We start from the raw sequence: 25,717 nt of genomic DNA, 5'->3' as shown, positions 1-25,717 counted from the left end.
GGCGGGCTGCCGCACCGCCCGTACCCTCGGGTGCCGTGACACCCACCGTCCGTGAGCTCCTGGCCACCGAGCGCCCGACGTGGTCGTTCGAGTTCTTCCCGCCGAAGACCCCGGCGGGTGAGGAGCTCCTCTGGACGGCGCTGCGCGAACTCGAGCGGTTGCACCCCTCGTTCGTGTCGGTCACCTACGGCGCCGGCGGCTCGACCCGCGAGGGCACCGTGGCGATGACCGAGCGGATCGCGGCGGACACCACGATGACGCCGCTGGCGCACCTGACCGCGGTCGACCACAGCGTCGCGGAGCTGCGGCACGTGATCAGCCGCCTGGCGGCGGCAGGGGTCCGCAACATCATGGCCCTGCGGGGTGACCCACCGGGTGCCGATCCGCAGGCGGAGTGGGTGGCCCACCCGGAGGGGCTGCGCTACGCCGCCGAGCTGGTGGAGCTGATCCGCTCGGTCGGCGACTTCTCGGTGGGCGTCGCCGCCTTCCCCGAGCGCCACCCGCGCTCGCCGGACTTCGACACCGACGTCGAGATGTTCGTGGCGAAGTGCCGGGCCGGTGCCGACTTCGCCATCACCCAGATGTTCTTCCGGGCCGAGGACTACCTGCGGATGCGGGACCGGGTCGTCGCCCGCGGGTGCGACGTCCCGGTCATCGCCGGGGTCATGCCGGTCACCAACGTCCGGCAGATCACCCGGATCGTCCAGCTGTCCGGTCAGGCGTTCCCGGCGGAGCTCGCCGACCGGTTCGCTGCGCTGGACGGCGACCGGCCGGAGGACAAGGCCGCGGTGCGGGCGCTGGGCGTGGAGGTGGCCACCGACCTGTGCCGGCGGCTGCTCGACGAGGGGGTGCCGGGGATCCACTTCATCACCATGAACCGGTCCACCGCCACGCGTGAGGTCTTCGCCAACCTGGCCGGGAGCGCACCGGCCGTCCGCTGACCAGGGTCTGCCCGGGCGCGCGACGGGGCATGGAGGCCCCATGGTCGCGGAAGAGGAGCAGGTGGATCGGTACTCCTGGCTGGTGCGCGCCGGGCGGCGGGCCTGGGCCGCGCTCGGCGTGCTCGCCCTGGCGGTGCTGGCGTACCTGCTGCTGCGCGAGGTCAGCGTCGTCGCCACCCCGCTGGCGATCGCCCTGTTCCCGGCCGCCGTGCTCTGGCCGGTCGCGGCCTGGCTGAAGCGGAAGGGGCTGCCCTCCACCGTCGTCGCGCTGCTGCTGCTGATCTCCCTCCTCGGGCTGCTGGGGCTGGCGATCTGGTTCGTGGTGCCGCGCTTCGCCGACGAGATCCCGGCGCTGGCGGAGAGCGTCGAGGAGGCGCTCAGCGACCTGGCGGAGCTGGTCGCTGACACGCCCTTCTCGCTGCCCTTCGACGTCGGCGACGGTGGGCTCGCCGACATGGCCCAGCAGGCAGCCGGTGCGCTCGGCGGCGGCGGCAGCGACGTCGTCGACCGCGGGCTGCAGGTGGCGCGGACGCTCGGCGACGTCGCCACCGCCGTCGTCCTGTTCCTGGTGGCCCTGTTCTTCTACCTGCGCGACGGGGGGCGCATCTGGTCGGGGATCATCAGCCTGCTGCCCGAGCGCACCCGGCAGCACGTCGGTCGGGTGTCCGGGCAGCTGTTCTGGACCCTCGGCGCCTACTTCCGCGGCCAGCTGATCGTCGCCCTCGTGGACGCCGTGGCGATCGGGATCGGGCTGGTCCTCCTCGGCGTCCCGCTGGCCATGCCGCTGGCGGTGCTGGTCTTCCTGGGCGGGTTCTTCCCCATCGTGGGGGCCTTCGTCTCGGGGCTGCTGGCCGTCCTCGTCGCGCTGGCCGACCAGGGGCTGACGACGGCGCTGCTGGTGCTGGCCCTCGTCGTGGTGGTGCAGCAGGCCGAGGGGAACCTGCTCGAACCGCTGATCCTGAGCCCTGTGCTGCGGCTGCACCCGTTCGCGATCATCCTCGCGGTCACGGTGGGGGGCGTGACCTACGGCGTCCTCGGCGCCTTCCTGGCGGTGCCGATCGCCGCCTGCGTGGCCCGGGTCGTGGACTACCTGCGCGGCCGGGAGCCTGCTGCCGGGCCGGGCTGGCGCGACCCGGAGCGGGACGACGCGCAGGACGAGAGCCGGGACGAGGACCGGGACGAGGGCCGGGGCGGTGCCCGGGACGCCGCCCCCGCGGAACCGGCGAGCGCCCGCACCGGGTAGGGCGGACTGCCGGGGCGGCCGGCCCGCACCACCCGGGCGTCAGCCCTGCCGCGTCCCCTCCAGCAGGTCGGCGGCGCGGGCAGCCGCCCGCCGCAGCCCCTCGCGCTCGGAGGCGTACCCGCCGGCCACACCGACGACCGGCAGGTTCGACAGGGCGCGGGCGAACAGCTTCCCCTTCGGGCGGGCGTCCAGCGCGTCGTCGATTCGGCCGAGCAGCCGAGCCGCCCGCCACAGCGTGCGGACGGCGCCCTTCGCCCCGCGGCGCTCGTCCCGGGGGCCGAACGCGCCCTCCACGTAGGTGCCCTTGCTCCGGGTGAGCAGCGGCTCGACCTGGGTCGGCGTGAGCTCCCGGCGCAGCAGGACCCGCGCCAGCAGCGACACCCGGTCGGCCGGGGCGGTCACCCCGTGCTCCCCGGCGACACCGAGCACCACCAACGACTGCACCGCGGTGCCGACGCTGTTCTGCAGCGGCAGCAGATCGGCGAGTTTGCCGGCGAAGCGGGGGACCGCCGACACGCCCGCGGCCACCCGGGACACCCGGTCGGCCCACCAGCGGTCGCGCTCCTCGTGCGGCAGCTCCGGCGGCCGGCCCATCCGGTCCGCCAGCGGGGTCAGCAGCCGGTCGAGCCGGCGGAGGACGTCGACGACGACGGCGTCGCTGATCTGAGCAGCCATGGGCACGGGGTGCCCCGTACCCGGTTTCTCGATGCGTGGCGGTGGTGTGGCGCTCAGTACGGCGGCGGCGAGGTGGTGGCGACCAGACCGCTCGGGGTGGTGACCGTGAGGGTCCCGTCGCTGCCGAGGTCGTGGCGCCACCCCGGGGCCTGGTGCTTGCCCCGGTGGTCGGTGGTGCAGTAGCCGGCGAGGTTGCCGGCGCTGGTGGGACCGTCCGGATACGGGCGGTGGTGGTCGAGCTCGCCGCCGCGGGGCACCCGTCGACGGCAGCCGGGGAACCGGCAGCGACGATCCCGCGCCCGCACCCACCGATCCAGCTCGCCCGAAGGGCGGTAGCCGGTGCTGGGCCCCGGGGCGCCGAGGCCGGGCCGGTCGGAGAGGTCGTGGGTGCAGCGACCGGTGCTCCGACGGCAGCTCGGACGGTCGCAGCCGCCCGCGCGGCGCAGACGGGGCAGGTCGGTCAGGGCCAGCAGCGTGCCGGACAACGCGTCGGTCAGAGCGATCCTCGGCCGCTCGGCCAGCCCGCCGCCACCGGTGCTCCCCAGCAGGTCGGCGAGCCACGCCCGTCGCCCGTCGGAGGCCGACCGCAGCGCGGCCAAGGCGTCCTCCGCTGCGGTGAGCCGCCCTCCGGGGCCGGCCCGCCAGGTGGCCTCGTCGTCGGCGTCGGCCGTGACTGCCGTGCGGACCAGTCGACCGGCGCGGGAGAGTTCTTGCTCCGCGCGGAGCACGGCGAGGCCGGCGGTCTCGACCGCCTCGTCGGCCAGCGTCCACCAGCCGGTTCCAGGCGAGGTGGCCGCCGGCCCGGGAGGTACCGCCCCGGCCGTGGTCGCTGCTGCCGGTGAGGAATTGCCGGCATCCGGTGGGGTGTCCTCCGGTTCCGGCGCCGGAGGATCACCGCGCCGCCGGTCCGGCCCTCGCGACGTCGGTGAGGCTGCGGTGCACCCCCGGCGCTCCTGGGCCACGGCGGCGTCGGTACCGGTGTCGGCGCGGGGCGCGTCCTCGATCTCGGCGCCCTCGATCTCGGCGTCCTCGATCGCGTCGCCCGGGAGTGCGTCGTGGGTGGTGGCGGGGTCGCCGGCGACGTCCCGGGGAAGGGCGGGGGGGGGGCGGGGGGGCCGGGGGGGGGCGGGGGGGGGGGGCGCCGCCCCCGGGGGGGGGGCGGGCGCCCCTGCCCGACGCGTCCGGGGGAAGGGCGGGGTCGCCGGCGACGTCCGGGGGAGGGGCGAGGTCGCCGTTGCCGTCGGGGTCGGGATCGACCAGTTCACCGCTGAGCAGCCGGCGCTCCGTCTCGGCCAGCCACCACTCCAGCTCGGCCTGCTCCTGCGCCTGCCACGACATCGAGCCGGACGGCTGCCCCGGGGCCGGCTCCGCGGAGTCGGACCCCAGCGGCCGGCCGGTGAGCGCTGTCAGGAAGTGGCGGATCATCTCGGCCGGCACGACCTGCCCGTCGATCTCCCCGGAACCGTCTCCGCCGGCGAGGGTGGCCAGCGAGGCGACGACGGTGAGCAGCACCTGCACCGGCGGCAGATCGGTCTCGCCCGGGCGCAGCACCAGGTCGAGCAGGCAGTCGACCATCTTCTGGCCCCGCGTGCGCTGATCGTCGTCGTCGTCGAGCGCCTCCGCGCAGGCGGTCAGTGCCCGGTACAGCGCCTGGGCCTCCGGCATGGTGGCGTACACGCTCACGGTCGCCATGCCGTCGACGGCGTCCGGGCGGATGTGGACCCCGCGCCGCTTCAGCGCCTCCTGCAGCGTGCGGGCCGCGGCGCGGGCGTCCCGCTGGGCCACCTCGCGGCGCGCCTTGTCGTTCAGCTGCGCAGGCGTCACCACCCGGCCCGCGGCCCAGCGCAGCAGCTCGGCCTCGACCTCGGCACGCACCCGGTCGTCGGCGATGGGAGCGACCTTCTCGAGCATGGTCCAGAGGTGCCCGGGGTGCAGGGCCCCCGCCTCCAGGGCGGCCAGCGTGCCGGGCAGCCGCTCCACGAGCGTCAGCGAGCGGACCAGCAACGCTTCCGCGGCCCGGGCGGAGAGCGAGAGGGCGATCATGAGCTCCTGCGTCGCCCACTCGCTCACCCCGCGCAGCACCTCGGGACGCGCGGCCCACCGCTCCGGGCTCATCGCGCCCGGCTCACCCTGGGCACGGTCGCCGTCGGCGGGCCGGTCCGCGGCGAACCTGGCGACCGCGCGGGCGCGCAGCGCGGTCTGCCGGGCGATCTCGCGGTCCGCGGCCTGCACCTCGCCGAGCGGGCCGGCGGCCAGCCTCACCGGCGGGGCGAACTCGGGCCACTCGGTGGACGCCTCGCGGGCTCGCCGGCGCCGTCCGGCGGCCACCGCCCGGGCGCGGGCGGTGGCGTACCAGTCGCTCACCGCCCCGACGTCCGCCATGCATCGAACATACGTTCGATCGCCCCGGAGAGCAAGACGGATTTGTGCGAAGGTGCTGCTCAGCGCGGTGCGGCCCCGGGCGCGGAGTCGTGTCGTCCCGCGCCGCGGTGGCCACCCGGACCGGGTCAGACGCCGCTGCCGTGCCTGCCCTCCCCGGCGGCGAAGCGTGCGGCCCCCGGCAGCGCGTCGACGGCGAGGGAGGCCATGCCGTGGTGGAACTCGTTGGCCATGGCCGCCTCCTCGTCGAGGCCGTCCTGCTCCAGCAGGGAGGCCCGGTCCTCCCGCAGGCAGGTCTGGGGGAAGGCGGCGATCCGGGCGGCCAGCGCCCGGGCCTCGGTCAGCGCCTGCCCGGCGGGCACGACCCGGTTGACCAATCCGATCTGTAGCGCCTCGGCGGCGTCCACCCCTCGCCCGGTGAGCACCAGGTCCATGGCCCGGGAGGTGCCGATCAGTCGCGGCAGCCGCACGGTGCCGCCGTCGACCAGTGGCACGCCCCAGCGGCGGCAGTAGACCCCGAGAATCGCCGTCTCGTCGGCGACCCGCAGGTCGCACCACAGCGCGAGCTCCAGGCCGCCGGCGACCGCGTGCCCGGCGATCGCGGCGATGACGGGCTTGCGCAGCCGCATCCGTGTGGGGCCCATGGGCCCGTCCCCGTCGGTCTCGGTGCGGTTGCCGCGGTCGGTCCCGATGGCCCGCAGGTCCGCGCCGGCGCAGAAGGTGCCGCCCTCGCCGTGCAGCACCGCCACGGCGGCCTCGTCGTCGGCGTCGAAGGCCCGGAACGCGTCGGCGAGCGCGGCGGCGGTGGGCCCGTCGACGGCGTTGCGTGCCGCCGGGCGGGACAGTCGCACCGTCGTCACCGGACCGTTCCGCTCGACGGTCACCGTCTCGCTCACGACGAGCGCCCCGCGGCGTCGGCCCACAGCGGCTCGCGCAGGGCCTGGCGGAGGATCTTCCCGACGGGGGAGAGGGGGAGCTGGTCGACGACGTGCACGGTCTTGGGGACCTTGTAACCGGCGAGCGCGCCGCGCACCGCGTCCCGCAGCTCGTTGGGGGTGGCGCTCGACCCGGGGCGGAGCGTGACGAAGGCGGTCACCGCCTCCACCCACGTCGGGTCGGGTGCGGCGACGACGGCCGCACCGGACACCGCCGGGTGGGCCATGAGCACCTCCTCGACCTCCCGCGGGTACACGTTGTAGCCGCCGGTGATGATCATGTCGCTGGTCCGGTCGACAAGCGTGAGGTAGCCGCGGTCGTCCAGCCGGGCCAGGTCGCGGGTGGCGATCCAGCCGTCCCCGCTGATCGTCTCGGCGGTGAGGGTGGGCGCGTCGTGGTAGCCGGCCATGCCGAAGGGGGCACGCACCTGGAGCTCGCCGATCTCGCCGGCCGGCAGGGCGCCGCCGTCGCTGCCGACGACCCGGACCTCGGCGTCGACCGAGGGGTGGCCGCACGAGCCGGCCAGGGACGGGTCGGTGTGGTCGAGGGCGTCGAGCACGGTGATCGCCAGGGGTGCCTCCGTCTGCCCGTAGTACTGCACCAGGCGTGGACCCCACACGTCGAGGGCCTGCGCCAGCACCGGGCCGGGCATGGGGCTGGCGCCGTACACCGCCGTGCGAAGGCTGGAGACGTCGGCGCGCTCGGCGGCGCCGGAGGACAGCAGCATGCCGAGCATGGTGGGTACCAGGTTGATCTCGGTGGCCCGGTAGCGGGCGAGTGAGTCCAGGTAGCTGGCGGGGTCGAAGCCCGGCAGGACGGCGGCCGCGCCGCCGCGGATCCAGTAGGGGAGCACGAACGTGCCGCTGGCGTGGATCAGCGACGCCGCGTGCAGCATGACCGAGTCCCGGCCGGGGGAGACCAGGTTCGCCAGGATGTTGGCGCAGATGGCGGCGTAGCTGGCCTGGGTGTGCACCACCGCCTTGAGCGCGCCGGTCGTGCCCGAGGTGTAGAGGATCAGCACCGGGTCGGTGGGCTCGGCGGGCAACCGCGGGTCGGCGGCGCTCGCGTCGGCCATCTCGTCGAGCAGGTCGAGTGCCTCGACGTCGGAGGTCTGGCCCAGGCTGACCAGCCGGAGGCCGTCCACCCGCCCGGCGAGCTCCGCCGCCCGGTCGGCGAGCGCCGCACCGTGGATGAGCATCCGGACGCCGGTGGCGGCGAGCATCCGCGCCTGCTCGTCGGCCGACAGCCGGGCGTTGAGCGGCACGCGCGCGGCGCCGGCCTTGAGGCAGGCGAAGTCGATCGGCACCGACCACAGCCCGTTCTCGACCAGGAGGCCGACCCGGTCCCCACGGGCCACCCCCAGCCCGATCAGCACGTGCGCCATCCGGTTGGCGGTCTCGTCCACCTCCCGGAAGGTCAGCGACGCATCGCCGCTCATCACTGCCGTGCGGTCCGCGAACCGCCGGGCGCCCCTCCGCACCAGCTCCACCGTCAACACCGGTCACCACTCCCTCTCGAGTCGGACGGCAACTTACAGTCCGTTCGGACGGTTTGTCAGTACCTATCCTGACGCGGTGACGGAGCGACGTACCCAGGAGCAGCGCCGGGCGGACACCCGGGCGCGGCTGCTCTCCGCGACCATCGACTGCCTGGTCGAGCACGGCTACGCCGGGACGACGACGCAGCGGGTGCAGGAGCGGGCGGGGCTGTCCCGCGGGGCGCTGCTGCACCACTTCGCCACCAAGGAGGCGCTGCTGGTCGCCGCCGTCTCGCACGTCGCCGACGCGCAGATCCAGCAGGTGCGCGCCGATGCCGCGACCGGCCGGGTGGCCAGCGAGGTGGACCTCCTGCACCGGGTGATGTCCGGCCCGCTGTTCCTGGCCGGGCTGGAGCTGTGGGCCGCCGCACGCACCGAGCCGGTGCTGCGCGCCGCGCTGCTCCCCGCCGAGCGGCGGGTGGGGGCGGCCGTCCGCGACCTGGTCGCCGAGCTGTTCCCCGGCTCCTCCCGGGACCGGACCGAGATCGACGGCCTGCTCGCCCTCTACCGCGGGCTGGCTCTCACCAGTGTCCTGCGCGAGGACGGCGACCGCGACCGGCGCGTGCTGCAGCTGTGGGTCGGCCGGGTGCTCGGCGCCGCGCCCGGGGTGTCCGTGGACCGAGCCGCCCGATAGCCCTCCCGGTGAGTTCCCGGTGAGGATCGCCGCGGGACCCACCGGGGGCCGGGGCTACGGTGACCGCATGGCGTCCGGACCGCGGGCGGCGGCTCCGCGCTGGGCCGTCGTGGGGGCGGTCGTCGCGGTCCTCGTCGCGCTCCCGGCGCTGGTGGGCGCGCTCCCGGTCAAAGACTCGGCGGTGCCCGCGGCCGAGCTGCGTGCGGCGGTCCTGGCCTCGCGGGACGTGCAGTACTCCGGGTACGCCGAATCGGCCGGCGGGCTGGCCCTGCCGGTGACCGACCAGCTGGACTCCCTCGCGGACCTGTTCAGCGACCGCACGGAGATGCGCGTGTGGTGGCGGGGCCCCGACGACCATCGGGTCGCCGTCATCACCACGGCCGGTGAGACGGGCATCCACCGCGATGCCCGGGGCACCTGGACCTGGGAGTACGAGCGCGCCACCGCGACGTGGGCGGACGCCACGCCGTTCGCCCTCCCCGCCCCACCGGACCTGCTGCCCGCCACCCTGGGCCGCCGCTTGCTGTCCGAGGCCGCCGACGAGGAGCTGACCCGCATCGGGGCCCGGCGGATCGCCGGGCGTGATGCCCTCGGGCTGCGCTCGACCCCGGCGGACCCCGCCTCGTCGGTGCGGCAGGTCGACGTGTGGGTGGACCGGGCCAGCGGCCTGCCGGTGCAGGTGGTGGTCCTCGGCAAGACCTCCGAGGTGCCGGCGCTGGACACCCGCTTCCTGGACCTGGAGCTGGCGGTCCCGGATGCCGCGACCACGTCCTTCGCCCCGCCCCCGGACGCCCACCTGCGCACCGCCGACCAGGCCGAGATCGTGCTCGAGGCGGGGCGGCGGCTCCCGCCGGTGCGCTTCCTCCCCACGCTGGCCGGGCTGCCGCGCCGGACGCTCGACGGCGCTCCGCCCGGCATCGGGCTCTACGGGCGCGGTGTCACCCTGCTCGCCGTCGCCCCCGTGCCGCGGCTGGTGGCGGAAGCCTTGCGCCGCACGCTGGCGCAGAGCCCGGACGCCGTCACCGACGAGACGAGCACCCGCATCGCGGCCGGCCCCGTCGCACTCATGCTCGTGGACCCGCAGGACGCGGAACCGTACCTGCTCACCGGGACGGTCACCCTCGACGCACTGGTCGAGGCCGCCGCGGAGCTGCCGGTGCTGGGGCGGCAGCGGTGAGCACGGTCATCGCCACCCGCGGTCTGGCCAAGCAGTACGGGCGGGTGCGCGCCGTCGACGGCATCGACCTGGACGTGCGCGCCGGCGACGTCTACGGCTTCCTCGGCGCCAACGGCTCGGGGAAGACGACCACCGTGCGGATGCTGCTCGGCCTCGTCCTGCCGACCCGCGGGGAGATCGACCTGCTCGGCGGGCGGATGCCGCGCGCCGGCCGCCGCGTGCTGCCCCGGGTGGGAGCGCTGATCGAGTCGCCTGCCGCCTACGGCCACCTCTCCGGCAGGGAGAACCTCGCGCTGCTCGACGCCGCTGGCCCCGGTGGACCGCGCCGCGACCGGCGCCGGCGCGTCGCCGAGGTGCTCGACCAGGTCGGGCTGGGGGGCGTGGGACGCCGGCCGGTGAAGGCCTATTCGCTCGGCATGCGGCAGCGCCTCGGCCTGGCCGGCGCGCTGCTCCGCCGTCCCGAGCTCCTGGTGCTCGACGAGCCGACCAACGGGCTCGACCCGCAGGGCATCTCCGAGATCCGCGAGCTGCTGCTGGAGCTGCACCGCGGCGGGACGACGGTCTTCCTCTCCAGCCACCTGCTGGCCGAGGTCGAGCAGCTCTGCACCCGCGTGGGCGTGCTCGACCGCGGCCGCCTCGTGCTGCAGGACGACCTGGCCACCCTCACCGCCCCGACCGGCGCCACCGTCGTCCGCACGCCCGCGCCCGGGCAGGTGCGCGCGGTGCTCGACGGCCGCGTCACCGCCGTGGACGGCGAGCGGGTGGTGGTGCGCGGCGGCGACCCCGCCGAGGTCAACGCGCTGCTGGTGCGCGCCGGCGTACCGGTCACCGGCCTCGCGGCCGATCGCCCGACGCTCGAGGAGGTGGTGCTGGCGGCCGCGGCCACCAGCGCCGACCGGGTGGAGCGCGCACGGTGATCGCCGTGGAGCTGCGCAAGCTGTTCCGGCGGCCGCGCACCTGGGCGACGATCGCCGTGCTCAACGCGCTGCCGGTGCTCGTGGCCGTGCTGCTCGTGCTCACCGACCTGGCCCCGCGGCCGGGCGAGGGCCCGCCGTTCCTCTCTGCCGTCCTCACCAACGGCGCGCTGTACCCGCTCGCCGCGCTGGCGATCGTGCTGCCGCTGTTCCTGCCCATCGCGGTGGCGGTGGTCGCCGGCGACTCGATCGCCGGCGAGGCGCAGGCGGGCACGCTGCGCTACCTGCTGGCCCGGCCGGCGGGGCGGACCCGGCTGCTGGTGGCCAAGCTCGTGGCCGTCTTGGCCTTCGTGCTGGTCACCGTGGTCGTGGTCGCGGCCGTCGGGTACCTCGTGGGGACGACGCTGTTCGAGGCGCGGCCGGGTACGGGGACGTCGGTGTCGGGGACGTCGCTCAGCGCGGAGGAGCTGGGCATGCGCACCGTGCTGGCCGTCGGCTACGTCGGGATGTCCATGCTCGGCGTCGCAGCGTTCGCGCTGTTCTTCTCGACCCTCACCGACTCACCGCTCGGCGCGACGATGGGCGCGCTCGCCGTGCTGGTCACGTCCTCGCTGCTGTTCACCCTCGACGCCGCCTCGCCGATCGCGCCCTACCTCCCGACGCGCTACTGGCTGGCGTTCGTCGACCTGTTCCGCGACCCGATCCTGTGGCGGGACATCACCCGCGGGCTCGCGCTGCAGGCGGTCTACGTCGGCGTGCTGCTCGCCGCCGCCTGGGCGAACTTCACCACCAAGGACGTCACCAGCTAACCGCTCAGGCGGGCGCAGTCGGCGGCGTCCAGCGCCACCGGCTCCCCGGCGGTGAGCTGCTCGAGCACGATCGACTGCACCAGCGGGTCGCCGGGCAGCTGCCCGTGCCCGACCCGGCTCTCCGCGCACACCGACTGCACGGTCAGGTTGAGCGCACCGTCGAGCCGGGCCGAGTCCGGCGGGGTGACCGTGCGGTCGAGCGTGGTCCAGACCGACACCCAGCCCACGTCACCCGGCGTCTCGTCGCCCGCGTTGAGCCGGGCGAGGACCGGGCTGTCGGTGGCCAGCTGCCGGCACCCCTCCGGGCAGGAAGACGGCGCCACCTGCCCGGCCAGGTCCGCGAGCCCCGTGCCGTGGTGCGGCGAGCCGAGCGTCACGACGCGGCGGGTCACCTCCGCGCCGCCGTCGGCGACCCACAGCCGGGCGATCACCCCGCCGGCCGAGTACCCGACGACGTCCACGCTCTCCTCGCCGGTGCGATCCAGGGCCGCGCGGGCGGCCTCGTCGAGCGCCGCGGCAGCCTCGCCCAGGTCGCCCGTGCCGTTCCCGGGCAGCGGCACCACGGTGGCGTCGCGGCCGGCCTGCTCCAGCCGGTCGGCCAGCGTCACCAGAGACGCCGTCCCTCCGCCGTACCCGGGCACCAGCAGCACCGGCCCCGGCCGCGCCTGCGGACCCGGGCCCGGGCCCTCGACGTCGGTGGTCCGGGTGGCCAGCAGCACGCCGAGGCCCACGACCGCGGCGGTGACGAGGACGAGCACCGCGACGACCAGACGGCGGCGGGCGGGGGAGAGACCGGCGAGCACTCACCTACTGTCCCTGGCGGAGGGGCCGGCGTCACCGGAGGGCGCCGGTCGCGGGAGGGGGCGCCGTGCTGAGCCGTGACGAGTACCTCGAGGCCTGGTCGCGCTGGCACGGCGGCGCCGACACACAGGCACCGATCGTGCGGGGCTGGCTGACCCTCGCGCACGCGCTCGCCCGCCCCCTCGCGGCGCTGCCCCCGTCGCTCGCCACGGCCGCCGGCGTGGTCGTCGCGGTCGCGGCCGTGCCCCCGGCGGCCGCGGGCGGCGCCTGGCTCCTCCTGGCCGGCGTGCTGGTGGGGCTCTCCGGCCTGCTGGACAGCCTCGACGGGGCGTTGGCGATCGGTACCGGGCGCGCCTCCCAGCGCGGCTTCGTCCTGGACTCCGTGGTCGACCGGCTCACCGAGGCCGCCTACGCGGCGGCGCTGTGGGTCGCCGGGGCGCCCGGCTGGCTGGCGGTCGTCTTCGGGGCGCTGTGCTGGCTGCCCGACTACCTGCGCGCCCGCGCCGGGCAGGCCGGTGTGGACCGGACCGGCCCGATCTCGCTGTGGGAGCGGCCCACCCGGGTGGCCATGGCGGGACTGACGCTCGGCGGTGCCGGGGTGGTCAGCGGGCTGGAGGTCGCGGGGGTCGACGGCGCCACCCTGGCCGTCACCGCCGGCGCCGCCGCGGGCCTCCTCCTCGGCGTCGTGGGCACGGTGCAGCTCGGCCGGTGGCTGGGGGCCGAGCTGGCCGGTCCCGGTGAGGACGTCGCACCGCCGCACTGACGGCCCTCGGGGCGGCGGCGTCCGTGCGCGGCACCTAGGGTGTGCGGTGCCCGACCCTCGCCGTTCCTCTCCCGTTCCCCGCCCGGTACCCGCGGCGCAGCGGGCCGGAGGCAGCCCGACCCGGAGGAGCGCCTCTCGTGCCCGTCGTCGTCACCGGATCCATCGCCACCGACCACCTGATGACCTTCCCCGGTCGGTTCACCGAGCAGTTCGTCGAGGGGCAGATGGAGAACGTCTCCCTCTCCTTCCTCGTCGACGACCTGGTGCAGCACCGCGGCGGCGCCGGGGCCAACATGGCCTACGGGCTCGGCCTGCTGGGGCTCGCACCCGTCCTGGTGGGGGCGGTCGGCAGCGACTTCGCCGACTACGACGCCTGGCTGTCGCGCCACGGGGTGGACACCGGCAGCGTGCACTGGTCGGAGCTCAAGCACACCGCCCGCTTCGTGTGCACCACCGACGAGGCCAACAACCAGATCGCGTCGTTCTACTCGGGCGCGATGGCCGAGGCCGCGCAGATCGAGCTCGCACCGGTCGTCGACCGGGTGGGCGGTCCCGACCTCGTCGTGGTCGGGCCGAACGACCCCACCGCGATGGTGCGCCACACGCAGGAGTGCCGGCAGCGCGGCTACGCCTTCGCCGCGGACCCCAGCCAGCAGCTGGCCTGGGCCGACGGCGAGATGATCCGCGAGCTGGTGCACGGCGCGGAGGTGCTGTTCACCAACGAGTACGAGTCGGCGCTGCTCCTGCAGAAGACCGGCTGGACGGCCGACGAGGTGCTCGCCCGCGTGGGCATCTGGGTGACCACCCGCGCCGCCGACGGCGTCCTGGTGCGGCGGGCCGGCGAGGAGCCGCTGTCGGTGATCGCGGTGCCCGAGACCAAGCCGGTGGAGCCCACCGGGGGTGGCGACGCGCTGCGCGCCGGGTTCATCGCCGGACGGACGTGGGGGCTGGGCCTGGAGCGCGCCACCCAGCTGGGCTCCGCCGTCGCCACCGCCGCGGTCGAGGTCATCGGCACGCAGGAGTACGACCTGCCATGGGAGAGCTTCCTGGCCCGCTTCGCCGAGGCGTTCGGGGCCGAGGCCGCCGACGAGGTCGCCGCCCACCTGCCGGGCTGACCGCGGTCACTCCCCGCGGACGGCCTCCCCGATCGCGGGGTCCTCGGCCCACCGGCGGTAGGGGATGCGCGCGATCTCGCGGATCTCGCCCACCGTCGTCCACTCGTTGCCGCCGAGCCGGGCCAGCGGCTTGAGGTGCTCGATCCGCGGCCGCCCGTCCCGCACGGCGTCGGCCCACACGCTGATGTGCCGGACCCGGCCGAGGACGACGGTGCTGTCGCCCAGCCGCAGGGTCGAGTGCAGGACGCACTCGATGGACACGGGGGACTCCGCCACGCGCATCGCGGCGACCGTGTCCGCGGGCTCGAGCCGCACCCCGGCCTGCTCGGCCTCGCTGGTGTCCGGCGGGAAGTCGGTGGCGGTGGCGTTGACCTGCTCGAAGAGGGCCTCGGGCGTCAGGTTCACGGTGAACTCGCCGGTGGCCTCCACGTTGCGCAGCGAGTCCTTGCGGCCCACCGAGGTGAACTGGACGACCGGCGGGTCGACGCAGGCGACGGTGTAGAAGGAGTGCGGGGCGAGGTTGTGCACGCCGGCGGCGGAGCGGCTGCACACCCACGCGATCGGGCGGGGCACGACGACGGAGTTCAGCACCCGGTAGAAGGCGCCGGCGTCCATCGCGGCCGGGTCGAACGAGGTGCGTGGGCGCTGCTGCTCGGCGGAGGTCACCGGCTCATCGTCGCCGACGCCGCCGGCCGGGTCGCGCCGACGGGTCGGCCGCGCCAGCGCAGGGTGCCCCGCCGACGCCCCCGGACCGACCGGATCATCAGGACGTCCAGGGCCAGCACCGACACCGGGTGCGCGAGGGCGTCCGGCCAGGCGCGCGCTCCGCTGGCCCGTGCACCGGCGAGGCGGCCGGCCATCCCGGCCAGGTAGCCCACCAGCCCGGCGGGCGAGCCACGGAGGGCAGCCAGGGGCGGGACGACGTAGACGGCGGTCAGCGTGGCCGCGGCCGCCAGCCCGGCCACCGGCGTCCCGCCCACGGAGGCCCACAGCGACTTCGCGTAGCCGTCGCGGACCGCTGCCCACCCGTCGTACATCCGGCAGGCGGCGAGGCACGAACCGTCGATCGGCACGCCCCGCCCGCCGGCGCGCTTGACCGCCCGCAGCAGGGCGATGTCCTCGAGCACCTCCCCGCGCACGGCCGCATGGCCCCCGGCGCGCTCGTACGCCGAGCGCCGCACCACGAGGAACTGGCCGTTGGCGGCGGCCAGCGACGGGCGGGGCGAGCGCTCGGCGAGCCGCAGGGGCAGGGTCGTCAGCCAGAGCCACGGGGCCAGGGGCTGCACCAGGCGCTCCGCCGGGCCCACCGCCAACGGCCGCGGCCACGGCGAGACCAGGTCCAGGCGGTGGGCGTCGAGCACCGCCACGGCCGCGGCGACGGCGTCGGGGAAGAGGCGGACGTCGGCGTCGACGAACACCAGCACCTCGGCGTCCCCGGCCTCGGCCGCCCCCACCGCGCAGGCGTGCGGCTTGCCCAGCCACCCGGCCGGCAGGGTCGGGGCGGTCACCAGCCGCACCCGCGGGTCGCCCACGGCCCGGACGACGTCGGCGGTGCCGTCGGTGGAGCCGTCGTCGACCACGACGACCCGGAGCCGCTCGGCGCCGCGCTGGTCGAGCAGCGCCGCCAGGCAGCCGGCGACCTGCTCGGCCTCGTCGCGCACCGGCAGCACGACGGTGACCGGCCGGTCCACCGCCGGGGGATCCGCCGGCGGGCGGCGCAGCAGCGCGGTGTTGACGGCAGCGTGCACGGCGCCGGCGACCGAGACACCGGCCAGCGTGCGCAGCAGGCGCCCGCTCACGGCCGCCCCGCGCGCCGGCGCTGCAGCGCCAGGACGGCCAGGACGCAGGCGCCCAGCGCCGCCCCCCAGGCCGCCGAGCCGGGCAGGCCCAGCCAGCCGGCGTGCGCGAGGGCGCCGCCGAGGGTCATCCACGCCAGCGCGAACAACGGGGCGCCCGGGCCGACGCGTGGTTCGCTCGCGGTGCGGGCGACCAGCACGTCGAGCAGCGTCATCAGCACCAGCCCGGCCAGCAGCCACCCGGCGAGGTTGGTCAGCGGCACGGTCTCGATGCCCGGCAGGCCGGGGGAGGGGTGCTCCCACGTCCAGTAGCCGGCCTGCACCAGCTGCGGGTCGAGGACGACGTCCCACGCCGCGAAGACCGCCGCCGCCCAGGCGACCCGCGCCGGCCGGCGGCGGCTCGCGCGTACCGGGCGGGCCAGCACCTCGCCGAGCAACCAGCTGGGCCAGGCCATCATCAGCCAGGCCAGCGGCACCAGGAACGGGACGCCGAGCAGGGTGGGGCCGAGGACGTCGCTGTAGCGGTAGCTGCCGTAGGGGAACCCGGTGGCCACCCCGACCGACTCGAACGCGATGGCGACCGACGCGACCAGCACGAGCACGCCCAGCCCGGTGCGGGCACCCCGGCTCAGCCCCGCGTGCGCGACCGACAGCGCCGAGCCGAGCAGCACGATGCCCCAGGAGACGACGTCCCGGTCGGGGCCCGAGGTGAGCGGGTAGGCGATCGCCGTGGCGACCAGCGCCGCGACCAGCAGGACGGGGACCACGCGCGCCGCGGTCGGTGCCGGCGGTGCCGCGGTGGTGGTCGTCACGCCCTTCCCGCTCCGTCCCGGATCCGGCGGACCGCGCGGCCGGCCGCCGCCCGCGCACGGGGCAGCGCCCGGCGGTCGGCGAGGACCGTGCGGGCCGCCGTCCGCCCGGAGTTGCCCGAGACCCCGCCGCCGGGGTGGGTGGAGGCGCCGGAGAGGTACAGGCCGGGGAGCCCGGGCACGCGGTAGCCCGACAGGCCAGGGGCCGGGCGCAGGGCGAACATGCTGGCCAGGCCCATCTCCACGTGCATGACGTTGCCACGGGGGAGGGACAGCTCCCGCTCGAGGGCCAGCGGGGTCTGCACGTACGTCTCCCGGACCGAGGCGGCGAACCCGGGGGCGTGGCGGTCGACGGCCTCGATCAGCCGCCGGGCCTCGGTGTCGGCCAGGGCGTCCCAGTCGCCGCCGTCGGCCAGTGCGTACGGGTACCACTGGCCCCAGATCGTGACCACGTGCCGCCCGGGCGGGGCCAGGGTGTCGTCGCTCGCGGAGAACGACATGGCCAGCGGCACCGGCTCGCGGGGCAGCTGCCCGGCACCCCAGTCGCCGTGCGCGGCGGCCAGCTGCGCCCGGTCGGTGCAGAGCAGCTGGAGGCCCTGCAGCGCCTCCGGCCCGGCACCGGGGTAGGACGGCGGGGCGTCGGTCAGGGCACGGACCACCAGGCCGAAGCCGTTGCCGACCGGTGGGGCGGCGTCGGCCAGGACCGGCGGGGCCGCGTCGCCGGCCAGCTCCCGGGTGACGCCGATGTGGCAGGCGGCCACCACCGCCGGGGCCCGGACCACCCGGCCGGCGCGGGTCTCGACGCCGGCGACCCGGCCGTCCTCCACGAGCAGCCGCGCGGCGCCGTCGCCGAGCACGACCCGGCCGCCGTCGGACTCCAGCCGCCGGCGCAGCGCCTGGGTCAGCCCGCCGGAGCCGCCCACGGGGTGCCCGGGTGGGACGTCGTGCAGCAGCGCCACCCAGCCGACCATCGCCGCGGTGCCGGGCTCGGACATCGGTGGGCCCGACTGGGCGCCGAACCACGCCAGCGCCGCCTTGAGCCGCTCGCTGCCGAACCACTTGTCCAGCAGGGCGTCGCCGGAGCCGAGGAAGTCGACCGCCAGCTCACCGCCCGGGGTGCGCGGCCGTCCCTCGGTGGGCGCACCCAGCGGCCAGAACGACCGCACCAGGCCACCGGCCGACGGTGCGCGGCCGAAGGAGGCGACCACGGCCCGGCTGCGGGGACCCCAGACCTCGACGAACCGGCGGTAGGCCGCGGCGTCGGCCGGTCCGCAGGCGGCCGCGATCGAGGCGCAGGTGGCGTCGAGGTCCACGGCGAAGACAAGCGGCCGGCCGGCCGGCCCGGGATCGCCGGGCGAGGGGGCCGGCGCGAAGCCCCACGGGTCGCAGTCGACGTAGCGCAGCCCGTAGGCGGCGAGGTCGAGCTCCTCGACGATGCCGCTGTGCCGGACGATGACGTGCGCGCTGGACCCGCGGTCCACGCGGACCCCGGGCCAGCGCTCCACGGTGGAGACCGCCCCGCCGAGGACGTCGTCGGACTCGACGACCTCCACGGACAGGCCCTCCCGGGCGAGGTAGCAGGCGGCCACGAGGCCGTTGTGGCCGGAGCCGACGACGACGACGTCCACGGGTGCGGCGTCCACGGGTACGGCGGGTTCGGGGGCGGTCACGACCGGGAGTTCGTCGCGGAGGGGTCGCGCGGATGCAGCGGCAGCCGTGCGCCCAGGATCGCGAAGGGGCGGGAGTCGCCGGGGAAGTGGTAGCCGCGGGCCAGGTCGACGAACCCGTCGGCGCGGTACAGCCGGAACGCCTTGGTGTCGGCGTCCGGTGTGGAGAGCAGGGCGACCGGGTGCGGCAGGCCCTCGACCAGCGCGTGCAGCAGCCGCCGGCCCAGCCCCTGGCTCTGCGCGTCGGGGTGGACGTGCAGCTCGCAGACCTCGAAGGCGCCGGGCAGCCACTTCTTCGCCGTGCGGCGGTCCAGCGCCGCGCGCACCTGGTCGTGCCACCACTGCCCGGGGGCGATGAGGTAGCCGTACCCGAAGCCGACCAGCCGCTCGCCCTCCGGGGTCTGCGCGAAGGCCCCGACGGCGCGGAAGCCGGGCCGTTCGGTGTGCTGGATCGCGTAGCCGTACCGGCCGGCGACGATGCCGGAGTCGTAGCCCATGGCCAGCCCGTAGATGGCCAGCACCTCGTGCATGTGCTCCCGCATCCAGGGGACGGGGAGCTCGAGGATCCGGGTGGCCGGGCGGGTGCCCGTCACGGCGCGACCCCGGTGGCGTCCGGCAGGTCGCCGCCGCCGACCGTCGTGGCGGTCCCGTCGAGCGGACCGCCGCCCACCTCGGCCGCGGTGCCGGCGGTGATGCGGAGCAGCTCGTCGTAGCTGGTCGGGAAGACCGCCGTCGGGTGCCCCGCCGCGGCCCACAGCCGGTCGTACCGGGCGAGCTCCACGTCGACGAGGGTGCCGAGGGGGGCCGGATGCCCCACCGGGGCCACCCCGCCGATGGGCTGGCCGGTGTGCTCGCGGACGACGTCCGCGGGGGCGGGCGCCAGGGAGCCGACGCCGAGCAGCGCCGCGACCTGGACGACGTCGACGCGGTGCGCGCCGCTGGTGAGGACGAGCAGGGGCGCGCCGTCGGCGAGGAAGAGCAGGCTGTTGACGATCGCACCGACCGGCACGCCCAGCGCGGCGGCGGCTGCGGCCGCGGTGCGGACCTCGGCGGGGAGGACTCTCACCTCACCCTCGGCGCCGGCCGCGGCGAGGGCCCGGGCGACGGCGGCCACCCGGGGGTGCGGGGGTGGGCTCATGCACTGATCCTGCCACCGCCCGGAAAGAGGCGCGCCCGGTGTGTCCCGTCCGGCGGGGGGTGCGGGCGCGGTCGACGGACACGCCGTGGCCCGGCTTGACGAGGGGTGGGCGCTCGGGTCTACTGGACGTCGTTCGAACGCGTGTTCGAACGACGTCCGGCCCGTCCTTCCCGGCTCTCTTCCCCGCCGGTGGGGTGGCGGGCGTGCGCGCGGGGTGAGGCGTGGGGAGGCTGTCATGAGCCGGGTGCTCGGTGAGGTCGTCGGTCGGGCCGGCGAAGAGGTGCAGGTCGAGCGCGGCCCGCTGGGGCCGGTGCAGTTCTGGCGCGGGCAGTCCCGGTACGTCGTGGGCGAGCTGCTCGACTCCTGGCTGGAGACCGCGCCGTGGTGGCTGCGGGACGCGGAGGCGGGCGGTGCGTCCGACGACCTGGTGGCGCCCCGTGAGGTCTGGCGGGTGGAGGCGGTGCGGGCCGGGCGGTCCCGGATGAGCTTCGCCGGCGTCTACGACCTGACGTGGGACGCCGCCGGCAACCGCTGGTGGCTCGTCCGGGTGCACGACTGATGGGCGCCGCACGAGCCGTGCCGGCCGGCCAGCTGCCGCTGCCGCCCGCGTTGCCCGCCGCGGCCGCCGGGCTGCTCCGCCAGGCGCACCGCGGCCTGGCCGAGGCGGCCGCGGCCACCGATCCGCGGGAGCGGTACGCCACCGCGCACCTGGCGGCGCTCCGGGCCGCCGCCGCGGTGCTGGCCGCCCGCACCCGTCCCGAGGGCGGCCGCCGGCGGCCGCGCAGCGCCTGGGTCCTGCTGGGGCAGGTCGCCCCCGAACTGGGGGAGTGGGCCACCTTCTTCGCCGCCGGTGCGGCCAAACGCGCCGCGGCGGAGGCGGGGCTGTCCCGGGCGGTCACCGAGCGGGAGGCCGACGACCTGGTCCGTGACGTGCGGGGCTTCCTCGCCGTGGTCGAGGCCGGGCTCGGGGTCGACGCACCGCCCGAGCCGCCCCGCTACCCGAGGCCGCACGTGGTCGGCGGGGCGCCGTCCCGGTCGGGGTCCCGGTCCACCGGGTCCCGGACGTGAGTGACCCCTTCGTCCACCTGCACGTCGCCTCCGGCTACTCCATGCGGTACGGGGCCAACCACCCCGCCGATCTGGTGGCCCGGGCCGCCGAGCACGGCATGCCGGCGCTGGCCCTGACCGACCGGGACGGGCTCTACGGCGCGGTGAAGTTCGCGCTGGCCTGCCGGTCGGTCGGGGTGCGGCCGATCTTCGGGGTCGACCTGGCGGTGGCGCCGGCGCTGGGTACCAGCGTGCCGCCGGCGCTCGCGCACGTGCTGGGGGAGGAGCCCTCCGCAGCCCGGTCCCCGCGGTCGCGGGCCGCGGCGCCCCCGCGCCGGACCCCGGCCCGGGGCGGGGTGAACGTCGACCCGCGGCTGCCCCGGGTCACCTTCCTCGCGCGGAACGGGGCCGGCTGGCGGTCGCTGTGCCGGCTGACCAGCGCCACCCACCTGCGCGGCACCCGCGGCGAGCCGGTGAGCTCGCTGGCGATCGCCGCCGAGCACGCCTCCGGGCTGGTCCCCCTGCTCGGTCCCGACTCCCCGGTGGGCCGGGCGCTGCTGGCGGGTCGGGCAGACCTGGCCGGCCAGCAGCTGGACGCCTGGCGGGCGGTCTTCGGGCCGGGGCTGGCGCTGGAGGTGGTGCACCACCGGGGCCGGGGCGACCGGCAGCGCGCCCAGGCGCTGCTCCGGTTCGCCGCCGAGCAGCAGGTGCCGGTGGTCCTGAGCAACGCGGTCCGGTACGTCGACGCCCTCGACGCCCCGACCGCCGACGTGCTGGACGCCGCCCGGCGGCTGGTCCCGCTCGGCGCCCGGCACGTCGACCGCACCACGGCCGAGGGCTACCTGAAGTCGGGCAAGGAGATGGCCGAGGTCGCCGAGGACCTGACCGGCCCCGACCGGGACGCCGCCCTGCGGCTGCTCGAGCGCACCGCCCGGCTGGCCGAGCAGTGCGCCGTGGACCCCGCGGGCGACCTGGGCATCGGCAGCGTGCGGTACCCCGAGCTGGACGTCGTCACCACGCCGGCGGAGCGGGGGATGGGCCCGGCGCAGGTGCTGCGCGCCCGGTGCGAGGCGGGGCTCGGGCGGCGGGGCGTGGTGCCCACGACCCGGGTGCGGCAGCGGCTGGAGGAGGAGCTCGGGGTCATCGACTCCCTCGGCTACCCGTCCTACTTCCTCACCGTCGCGGACGTGGTCGACCTCATCAAGAGCTTAAGGGTTCGCGCGGCGGCTCGCGGCTCGGGCGCCGGCAGCCTGGTCACCTACCTGCTGGGCATCTCCGACGTCGACCCGCTGCGCTACGGGCTGCTGATGGAGCGGTTCCTCTCGCCGCTGCGCCACCAGTTGCCCGACATCGACATCGACGTGGAGTCCGCGCGCCGGATGGAGGTCTACGACGCGGTGATCGACCGCTTCGGCGCCGACCGGGTCAGCTGCATCTCGATGATGGACACCTACCGGGTGCGCCACGCGATCCGCGACGTCGGGGCCGCGCTGGGCCTGCCGCAGGCGGAGGTCGACGCCGTCGCCAAGGCGTTCCCGCACATCCGGGCCAATCAGGTGCACGCCGCGCTGCGCGACCTCCCCGAGCTGCGGGCCAGCCGGTACGGCTCGCGCCGCGCCGGCGGCACCGGCGACCTCGACCTGCTGTTCGACCTCGTGTCCCGGCTCGACGGGCTGCCCCGGCACATCGCCCTGCACCCGTGCGGGGTGCTGCTCTCCGACGCCACGCTGCTGGACCGCACCCCGGTGGAGAGCAGCTACCTCGGCTACCCGATGAGCCAGTTCGACAAGGACGACGTCGAGGAGCTGGGGCTGCTCAAGCTGGACCTGCTCGGCATCCGGATGCAGTCGGCGATCGCGCACGCCCTCGACGAGATCGAGCGGGTCGACGAGGAGGCGGTCGACATCGACGCCGTCCCGCGGGACGACCCGACGACCTTCGAGCTGATCCGCAGCACCCGCACGCTCGGCATGTTCCAGATCGAGTCGCCGGGGCAGCGCGAGCTGGTCGGCAAGTTCGGGCCGCGGACGTTCGAGGACATCATCATCGACATCTCGCTGTTCCGGCCCGGACCGGTGAAGAGCGACATGGTCACCCCCTTCCTCATGGCCCGGAACGGCTGGCGCGAGGTGGAGTACCCCCATCCGGACCTGGAGTTCGCGCTCGCCGAGACCGCCGGGGTGGTCGTCTTCCACGAGCAGGTGCTGCAGGTGGTGGCCCGGATGGCCGGCTGCACGCTGGCCGAGGCCGACGAGGTGCGCCGCGCCCTGGGGGAGAAGGACGCCCACCCGGAGGTGCGGGCGTGGTTCGTGCCGCGGGCGCTGGCTGCCGGCTACCCGGTGGAGGTGGCCGAGCGGGTGTGGGAGGTGCTGGCGTCCTTCGGGTCGTTCGGTTTCTGCAAGGCCCACGCCGCGGCGTTCGCGCTCCCCACCTACCAGTCGGCCTGGCTGAAGACCCACCACCCGGCGGCCTTCCTGGCCGGGGTCCTCACCCACGACCCCGGCATGTACCCGAAGCGGCTGATCCTCGACGACGCCCGCAACTTCGGCATCCGGGTGCTCGGCCTGGACGTCAACGCCTCGACCGGCAGCTACCGCGTCGAACGGCTGGCCGCCGACGACGACGTGGACGACGACGCGACGAGCCCTGACCGTGAGGTGGAGGCTGAGAGTTCGGGCTGGCGGCGTCCGGAGTGGATGCCCGCGGCGATGCCCGACCCGACGCGGTATGGCATCCGGCTGTCGCTGGCCGACGTGAAGGGCATCTCCGACGACGAGGTGGCGCGGGTCGTCGCCGGCCAGCCCTATCGGTCACTGACGGATTTCTGGGCGCGGGCGTCGGTGTCCCGCCCGGTGGTCGAGCGGCTGGTGCTGGCCGGTGGTTTCGACTCGCTCTACGGCTTCGGCATGCGGGACCGGGAGGCCGGCCGGCCGACCCGCCGGCGCCGGCAGGTGACCCGGCGCGACCTGCTGCTGCAGATCAGCGAGCTCGACCGGTGGAGCCGCAGCGGCGCGCGGGCGACGTCCGACGGGCAGCTGAGCCTGGACCTCATGGGGCTGGAGCTGTCCGAAGAGTCCGCCGGGGAGCCGGCCGGCCCGGAGTGGGCAGAGAGCAGCGGATTGCCCGAGTTCACCGACGCCGAGCTGGTGCGGGCAGAGCTGGAGGTGCTCGGGCTGGACGCCAGCCGGCACGTGATCGACTTCTACCGGCCGTTCCTGTCGGCGCTCGGCGCGGTGCCGGCCGGTGAGCTCCTCGGCTGCCGCAGCGGCGCGGAGGTGCTGGTGGCCGGCGTCAAGGTGGCCACCCAGACCCCGCCGATCCGGTCCGGGCGCCGGGTGGTGTTCGTGACCCTCGACGACGGCACCGGCTGCACCGACTCGACCTTCTTCGAGGACGCGCAGGGCCCCTACGCCGCGACGGTCTTCCACTCGTGGCTGCTGGTCATCCGCGGGGTGCTGCGCCGGACGGGGCCGCGCGGGGTGTCGCTGCGGGCCACCGGGGCGTGGGAGCTCCCGGCGCTGCACGAGGCCTGGGAGGCCGGCGGGCTCGAGTCGGTCGCCGAGCTGATGGCGGCTCCGGGGGAGTACACCGAGCAGGCGATCGCGGGGGCCGCGGCCTCGCACGGCTCCCGGCCGGTGGTCGTGCGGCCGGTCCTGGTCCACCCGACCGGGTTCCGGATGTCGCCCTACGCCGACATCAAGCCCGCCGGCGACGAGACCAAGGGCGCCGCCCGGCGGGCCGCGGCCGCGCCACCCCGCAAGCTCTGGCACTCCAGCCCGGGCAGCTCCGGTCACTGAGGAACCAGTGCGCTCAGCCCTCGCCGTCGGTGGCGTCCTCGACCTCCTGCTCGACGTCGTCGACGCCCTGCTCGATGTTCTGCTCCACGTCGTCGTCGACCACGTCGTCCCCGCAGGCGACCGTCGTGAGGGACGCGGCGGTGATGGCGAACGCGGCCGCGGTCCGGCGGACCAGGCGGGGGCGGGGGGCCCTGACCATGGGAATTCCTCGCGAGGGTTCGACGGTGCTGACGACGGGTCCGTGCCCCCGGGGGCCGGCCCGGTAAACGACGGGCGATCCGGTCGGCGGGTGCCCCGCCGCCGGCCGGGAGGTGGATCGGCACGATGGGCCCGGTGAGCCGTGATCTGCGCGTCTGCTTCATCGGTGACTCCTTCGTCGCCGGGGTCGGCGATCCCGAGCACCGGGGCTGGGTCGGCCGGCTGTGCGCCCGCAGCCACGGCGCCGGCCTGCCGCTGGCCGCGTACAACCTCGGCGTCCGCCGCGAGACGAGCGCCGACGTCCTCGCCCGGTGGTCCGCGGAGTGCCGGCCGCGGCTGTCGGCCGGGGACGACCGCCGGGTCGTCGTGGCCTTCGGCGTGAACGACACCACCGTCGAGGCCGGGGGCCCGCGCGTGCCCGAGGACGCGTCCGTCGCCGTGCTCGCGGAGCTGCTGGCCGCGGCCGCGGACGCCGGGTGGCCGGTGCTGGTCGTGGGGCCGCCCCCGGTCGCCGACGCCGGCCAGAACCACCGCATCGCCGCGCTCGACGTCCGCTTCGGCGAACTCTGCGCCGCCCGCGGAGTGCCCTACGCCGGCGTGCTGGCGTCCCTGACCGGCAGCGCCACCTGGCGCCGGGAGGTCGCCGAGGGCGACGGCGCGCATCCCGGCGCCGCCGGCTACCAGCGCTACGCCGACCTCCTCTGGCCCGCATGGGCGGCCTGGACCGGCCTGCGCGACGACCGATGAGTCAGGGCGCCGGCGGCAGTCCCACCACCGACGTCGGCATCCGGCCGGCGCGAAGGAGGACCGGCCATGCCCAAACAGATCCCGTGCCTGTGGTTCGACGGCACCGCCGAGGAGGCCGCGGCGCTCTACACCTCGGTCTTCCCGAACTCCGGCATCGGGAAGGTCACCCGCTATGGGCCCGGCCTGCCCCCACCGATGAAGGAGGGCGACGTCGTGACCGTGGACTTCACCCTCGACGGCCAGGAGTACACCGCGCTCAACGGGGGCCCGGAGTTCTCGTTCACCGAGGCGGTCTCCTTCCAGATCATGTGCGCCGACCAGCAGGAGGCCGACCACTACTGGCACCGGCTCACCGAGGGCGGCGAGGAGAGCATGTGCGGGTGGCTCAAGGACCGCTTCGGTGTCTCCTGGCAGGTGATCCCGGCGGAGCTCATGACGCTGCTCGGTGACCCCGACCCCGGCCGCGCCCAGCGTGCCACCCAGGCGATGCTGCAGATGCGCCGCATCGACCTGGCCGAGATCCGGCGGGCCGCCGACGGCGCGGACGCGTAGCCCGGGCCCGCGGCGCCCACCGGCGGGGAAGCGGTGGGCGCC

At 76.1% G+C, this 25,717-nt stretch carries 26 protein-coding genes; 13 read left to right on the top strand and 13 right to left on the bottom strand.

What is annotated here, in order from left to right; all coding sequences use genetic code 11:
- The first annotated feature begins 35 nt into the window (after window positions 1-35).
- A complete protein-coding gene (gene metF / locus ACI79Q_RS15750) occupies window positions 36-941 on the top strand; it encodes a methylenetetrahydrofolate reductase [NAD(P)H] (RefSeq protein WP_456589508.1) in 906 nt (301 codons plus the stop codon).
- Between the two features lie 40 nt (window positions 942-981).
- The gene (locus ACI79Q_RS15745; protein WP_456589507.1) at window positions 982-2,184 is read left to right on the top strand and encodes an AI-2E family transporter; all 1,203 of its coding nucleotides are present in this window, start codon (window positions 982-984) and stop codon (window positions 2,182-2,184) included.
- Window positions 2,185-2,223: 39 nt separating this feature from the next.
- On the opposite strand, the gene ACI79Q_RS15740 is transcribed toward ACI79Q_RS15745, so the two are convergent.
- The 5 genes from ACI79Q_RS15740 to ACI79Q_RS15720 form a co-directional block, all read right to left on the bottom strand.
- Entirely contained in the window at window positions 2,224-2,859 is a 636-nt protein-coding gene (locus tag ACI79Q_RS15740; protein ID WP_456614986.1) for a hypothetical protein, read from the bottom strand.
- Window positions 2,860-2,912: 53 nt separating this feature from the next.
- Complete coding sequence (locus ACI79Q_RS15735) at window positions 2,913-3,587, bottom strand: HNH endonuclease signature motif containing protein (RefSeq protein ID WP_456614985.1); 675 nt, start codon at window positions 3,585-3,587, stop codon at window positions 2,913-2,915.
- Window positions 3,588-3,750: 163 nt separating this feature from the next.
- Window positions 3,751-5,241 carry a DUF222 domain-containing protein gene (locus ACI79Q_RS15730; RefSeq protein WP_456614984.1) on the bottom strand — a complete coding sequence of 497 codons (1,491 nt, stop codon included), beginning with the start codon at window positions 5,239-5,241 and terminating at the stop codon, window positions 3,751-3,753.
- 125 nt (window positions 5,242-5,366) lie between these two features.
- Window positions 5,367-6,134, bottom strand: coding sequence for a crotonase/enoyl-CoA hydratase family protein (locus ACI79Q_RS15725; protein WP_456614983.1), 768 nt, complete (start codon window positions 6,132-6,134; stop codon window positions 5,367-5,369).
- Window positions 6,131-7,672: a class I adenylate-forming enzyme family protein gene (locus ACI79Q_RS15720; protein WP_456614982.1), complete on the bottom strand. Its 1,542-nt coding sequence runs from the start codon at window positions 7,670-7,672 to the stop codon at window positions 6,131-6,133. The genes ACI79Q_RS15725 and ACI79Q_RS15720 overlap by 4 nt, the downstream gene beginning before the upstream one ends.
- Before the next feature lie 76 nt (window positions 7,673-7,748).
- Between ACI79Q_RS15720 and ACI79Q_RS15715 the strand changes: the two genes are divergently transcribed.
- The 4 genes from ACI79Q_RS15715 to ACI79Q_RS15700 all read left to right on the top strand — a co-directional run bounded on the left by ACI79Q_RS15715 (window position 7,749) and on the right by ACI79Q_RS15700 (window position 11,245).
- Entirely contained in the window at window positions 7,749-8,345 is a 597-nt protein-coding gene (locus ACI79Q_RS15715; protein WP_456614981.1) for a TetR/AcrR family transcriptional regulator, read from the top strand.
- 67 nt (window positions 8,346-8,412) lie between these two features.
- A complete protein-coding gene (locus tag ACI79Q_RS15710; RefSeq protein WP_456614980.1) occupies window positions 8,413-9,522 on the top strand; it encodes a LolA family protein in 1,110 nt (369 codons plus the stop codon).
- Window positions 9,519-10,439, top strand: a complete 921-nt coding sequence (locus ACI79Q_RS15705; RefSeq protein WP_456599769.1) for an ATP-binding cassette domain-containing protein — start codon at window positions 9,519-9,521, stop codon at window positions 10,437-10,439. Before ACI79Q_RS15710 ends, ACI79Q_RS15705 begins: the two co-directional genes overlap by 4 nt.
- Window positions 10,440-10,444: 5 nt before the next feature.
- Window positions 10,445-11,245, top strand: a complete 801-nt coding sequence (locus tag ACI79Q_RS15700) for an ABC transporter permease (RefSeq protein ID WP_456589499.1) — start codon at window positions 10,445-10,447, stop codon at window positions 11,243-11,245.
- Here the strand turns inward: ACI79Q_RS15700 and ACI79Q_RS15695 are convergent.
- Window positions 11,242-12,048, bottom strand: coding sequence for a lipase family alpha/beta hydrolase (locus ACI79Q_RS15695; RefSeq protein WP_456589498.1), 807 nt, complete (start codon window positions 12,046-12,048; stop codon window positions 11,242-11,244). The two genes, ACI79Q_RS15700 and ACI79Q_RS15695, sit on opposite strands and share 4 nt — an antisense overlap.
- Window positions 12,049-12,113: 65 nt before the next feature.
- Here ACI79Q_RS15695 and ACI79Q_RS15690 point away from each other — a divergent pair, with 65 nt between their 5' ends.
- Window positions 12,114-12,809, top strand: a complete 696-nt coding sequence (locus ACI79Q_RS15690; protein ID WP_456614979.1) for a CDP-alcohol phosphatidyltransferase family protein — start codon at window positions 12,114-12,116, stop codon at window positions 12,807-12,809.
- Window positions 12,810-12,946: 137 nt separating this feature from the next.
- Window positions 12,947-13,924: a carbohydrate kinase family protein gene (locus ACI79Q_RS15685; RefSeq protein ID WP_456614978.1), complete on the top strand. Its 978-nt coding sequence runs from the start codon at window positions 12,947-12,949 to the stop codon at window positions 13,922-13,924.
- A 6-nt stretch (window positions 13,925-13,930) separates the two neighbouring features.
- Here ACI79Q_RS15685 and ACI79Q_RS15680 read toward each other — a convergent pair whose 3' ends face one another.
- Genes ACI79Q_RS15680 through ACI79Q_RS15655 form a run of 6 tightly spaced genes read right to left on the bottom strand, consistent with a single transcriptional unit; the run spans window position 13,931 to window position 19,334 of the window.
- The gene (locus tag ACI79Q_RS15680; RefSeq protein WP_456589495.1) at window positions 13,931-14,590 is read right to left on the bottom strand and encodes a flavin reductase family protein; all 660 of its coding nucleotides are present in this window, start codon (window positions 14,588-14,590) and stop codon (window positions 13,931-13,933) included.
- Complete coding sequence (locus ACI79Q_RS15675; RefSeq protein WP_456589494.1) at window positions 14,587-15,723, bottom strand: glycosyltransferase; 1,137 nt, start codon at window positions 15,721-15,723, stop codon at window positions 14,587-14,589. The genes ACI79Q_RS15680 and ACI79Q_RS15675 overlap by 4 nt, the downstream gene beginning before the upstream one ends.
- Window positions 15,720-16,532, bottom strand: a complete 813-nt coding sequence (locus ACI79Q_RS15670; RefSeq protein ID WP_456589493.1) for a carotenoid biosynthesis protein — start codon at window positions 16,530-16,532, stop codon at window positions 15,720-15,722. The genes ACI79Q_RS15675 and ACI79Q_RS15670 overlap by 4 nt, the downstream gene beginning before the upstream one ends.
- A complete protein-coding gene (locus ACI79Q_RS15665; protein WP_456614977.1) occupies window positions 16,529-18,199 on the bottom strand; it encodes a phytoene desaturase family protein in 1,671 nt (556 codons plus the stop codon). The genes ACI79Q_RS15670 and ACI79Q_RS15665 overlap by 4 nt, the downstream gene beginning before the upstream one ends.
- Complete coding sequence (locus ACI79Q_RS15660; RefSeq protein ID WP_456589491.1) at window positions 18,196-18,789, bottom strand: GNAT family N-acetyltransferase; 594 nt, start codon at window positions 18,787-18,789, stop codon at window positions 18,196-18,198. Before ACI79Q_RS15660 ends, ACI79Q_RS15665 begins: the two co-directional genes overlap by 4 nt.
- The gene (locus tag ACI79Q_RS15655; RefSeq protein ID WP_456614976.1) at window positions 18,786-19,334 is read right to left on the bottom strand and encodes a YbaK/EbsC family protein; all 549 of its coding nucleotides are present in this window, start codon (window positions 19,332-19,334) and stop codon (window positions 18,786-18,788) included. The genes ACI79Q_RS15660 and ACI79Q_RS15655 overlap by 4 nt, the downstream gene beginning before the upstream one ends.
- A gap of 235 nt (window positions 19,335-19,569) precedes the next feature.
- Here ACI79Q_RS15655 and ACI79Q_RS15650 point away from each other — a divergent pair, with 235 nt between their 5' ends.
- From ACI79Q_RS15650 to ACI79Q_RS15640, 3 genes are read left to right on the top strand one after another with little or no spacing between them, the layout of a single operon-like run.
- Window positions 19,570-19,893 carry a DUF6504 family protein gene (locus ACI79Q_RS15650; RefSeq protein ID WP_456589489.1) on the top strand — a complete coding sequence of 108 codons (324 nt, stop codon included), beginning with the start codon at window positions 19,570-19,572 and terminating at the stop codon, window positions 19,891-19,893.
- A complete protein-coding gene (locus tag ACI79Q_RS15645) occupies window positions 19,893-20,402 on the top strand; it encodes an SAV_6107 family HEPN domain-containing protein (RefSeq protein WP_456589488.1) in 510 nt (169 codons plus the stop codon). Before ACI79Q_RS15650 ends, ACI79Q_RS15645 begins: the two co-directional genes overlap by 1 nt.
- Entirely contained in the window at window positions 20,399-24,178 is a 3,780-nt protein-coding gene (locus tag ACI79Q_RS15640) for a DNA polymerase III subunit alpha (protein ID WP_456614975.1), read from the top strand. The genes ACI79Q_RS15645 and ACI79Q_RS15640 overlap by 4 nt, the downstream gene beginning before the upstream one ends.
- Before the next feature lie 13 nt (window positions 24,179-24,191).
- On the opposite strand, the gene ACI79Q_RS15635 is transcribed toward ACI79Q_RS15640, so the two are convergent.
- Window positions 24,192-24,377, bottom strand: a complete 186-nt coding sequence (locus tag ACI79Q_RS15635; RefSeq protein WP_456597237.1) for a hypothetical protein — start codon at window positions 24,375-24,377, stop codon at window positions 24,192-24,194.
- Window positions 24,378-24,511: 134 nt separating this feature from the next.
- Here ACI79Q_RS15635 and ACI79Q_RS15630 point away from each other — a divergent pair, with 134 nt between their 5' ends.
- Together ACI79Q_RS15630 and ACI79Q_RS15625 are read left to right on the top strand one after the other, a co-directional pair.
- Window positions 24,512-25,123 (top strand): GDSL-type esterase/lipase family protein, encoded by a 612-nt coding sequence (locus ACI79Q_RS15630; RefSeq protein ID WP_456612974.1) that lies wholly within the window; start codon window positions 24,512-24,514, stop codon window positions 25,121-25,123.
- A 66-nt stretch (window positions 25,124-25,189) separates the two neighbouring features.
- Complete coding sequence (locus ACI79Q_RS15625) at window positions 25,190-25,675, top strand: VOC family protein (protein ID WP_456589484.1); 486 nt, start codon at window positions 25,190-25,192, stop codon at window positions 25,673-25,675.
- Window positions 25,676-25,717: the final 42 nt, after the last annotated feature.

The sequence above is a fragment of the Blastococcus sp. SYSU DS0828 genome (assembly GCF_054050975.1).
Note: the sequence above shows the minus strand (reverse complement) of the source record. Positions and strands in the feature narration are given on the sequence as shown.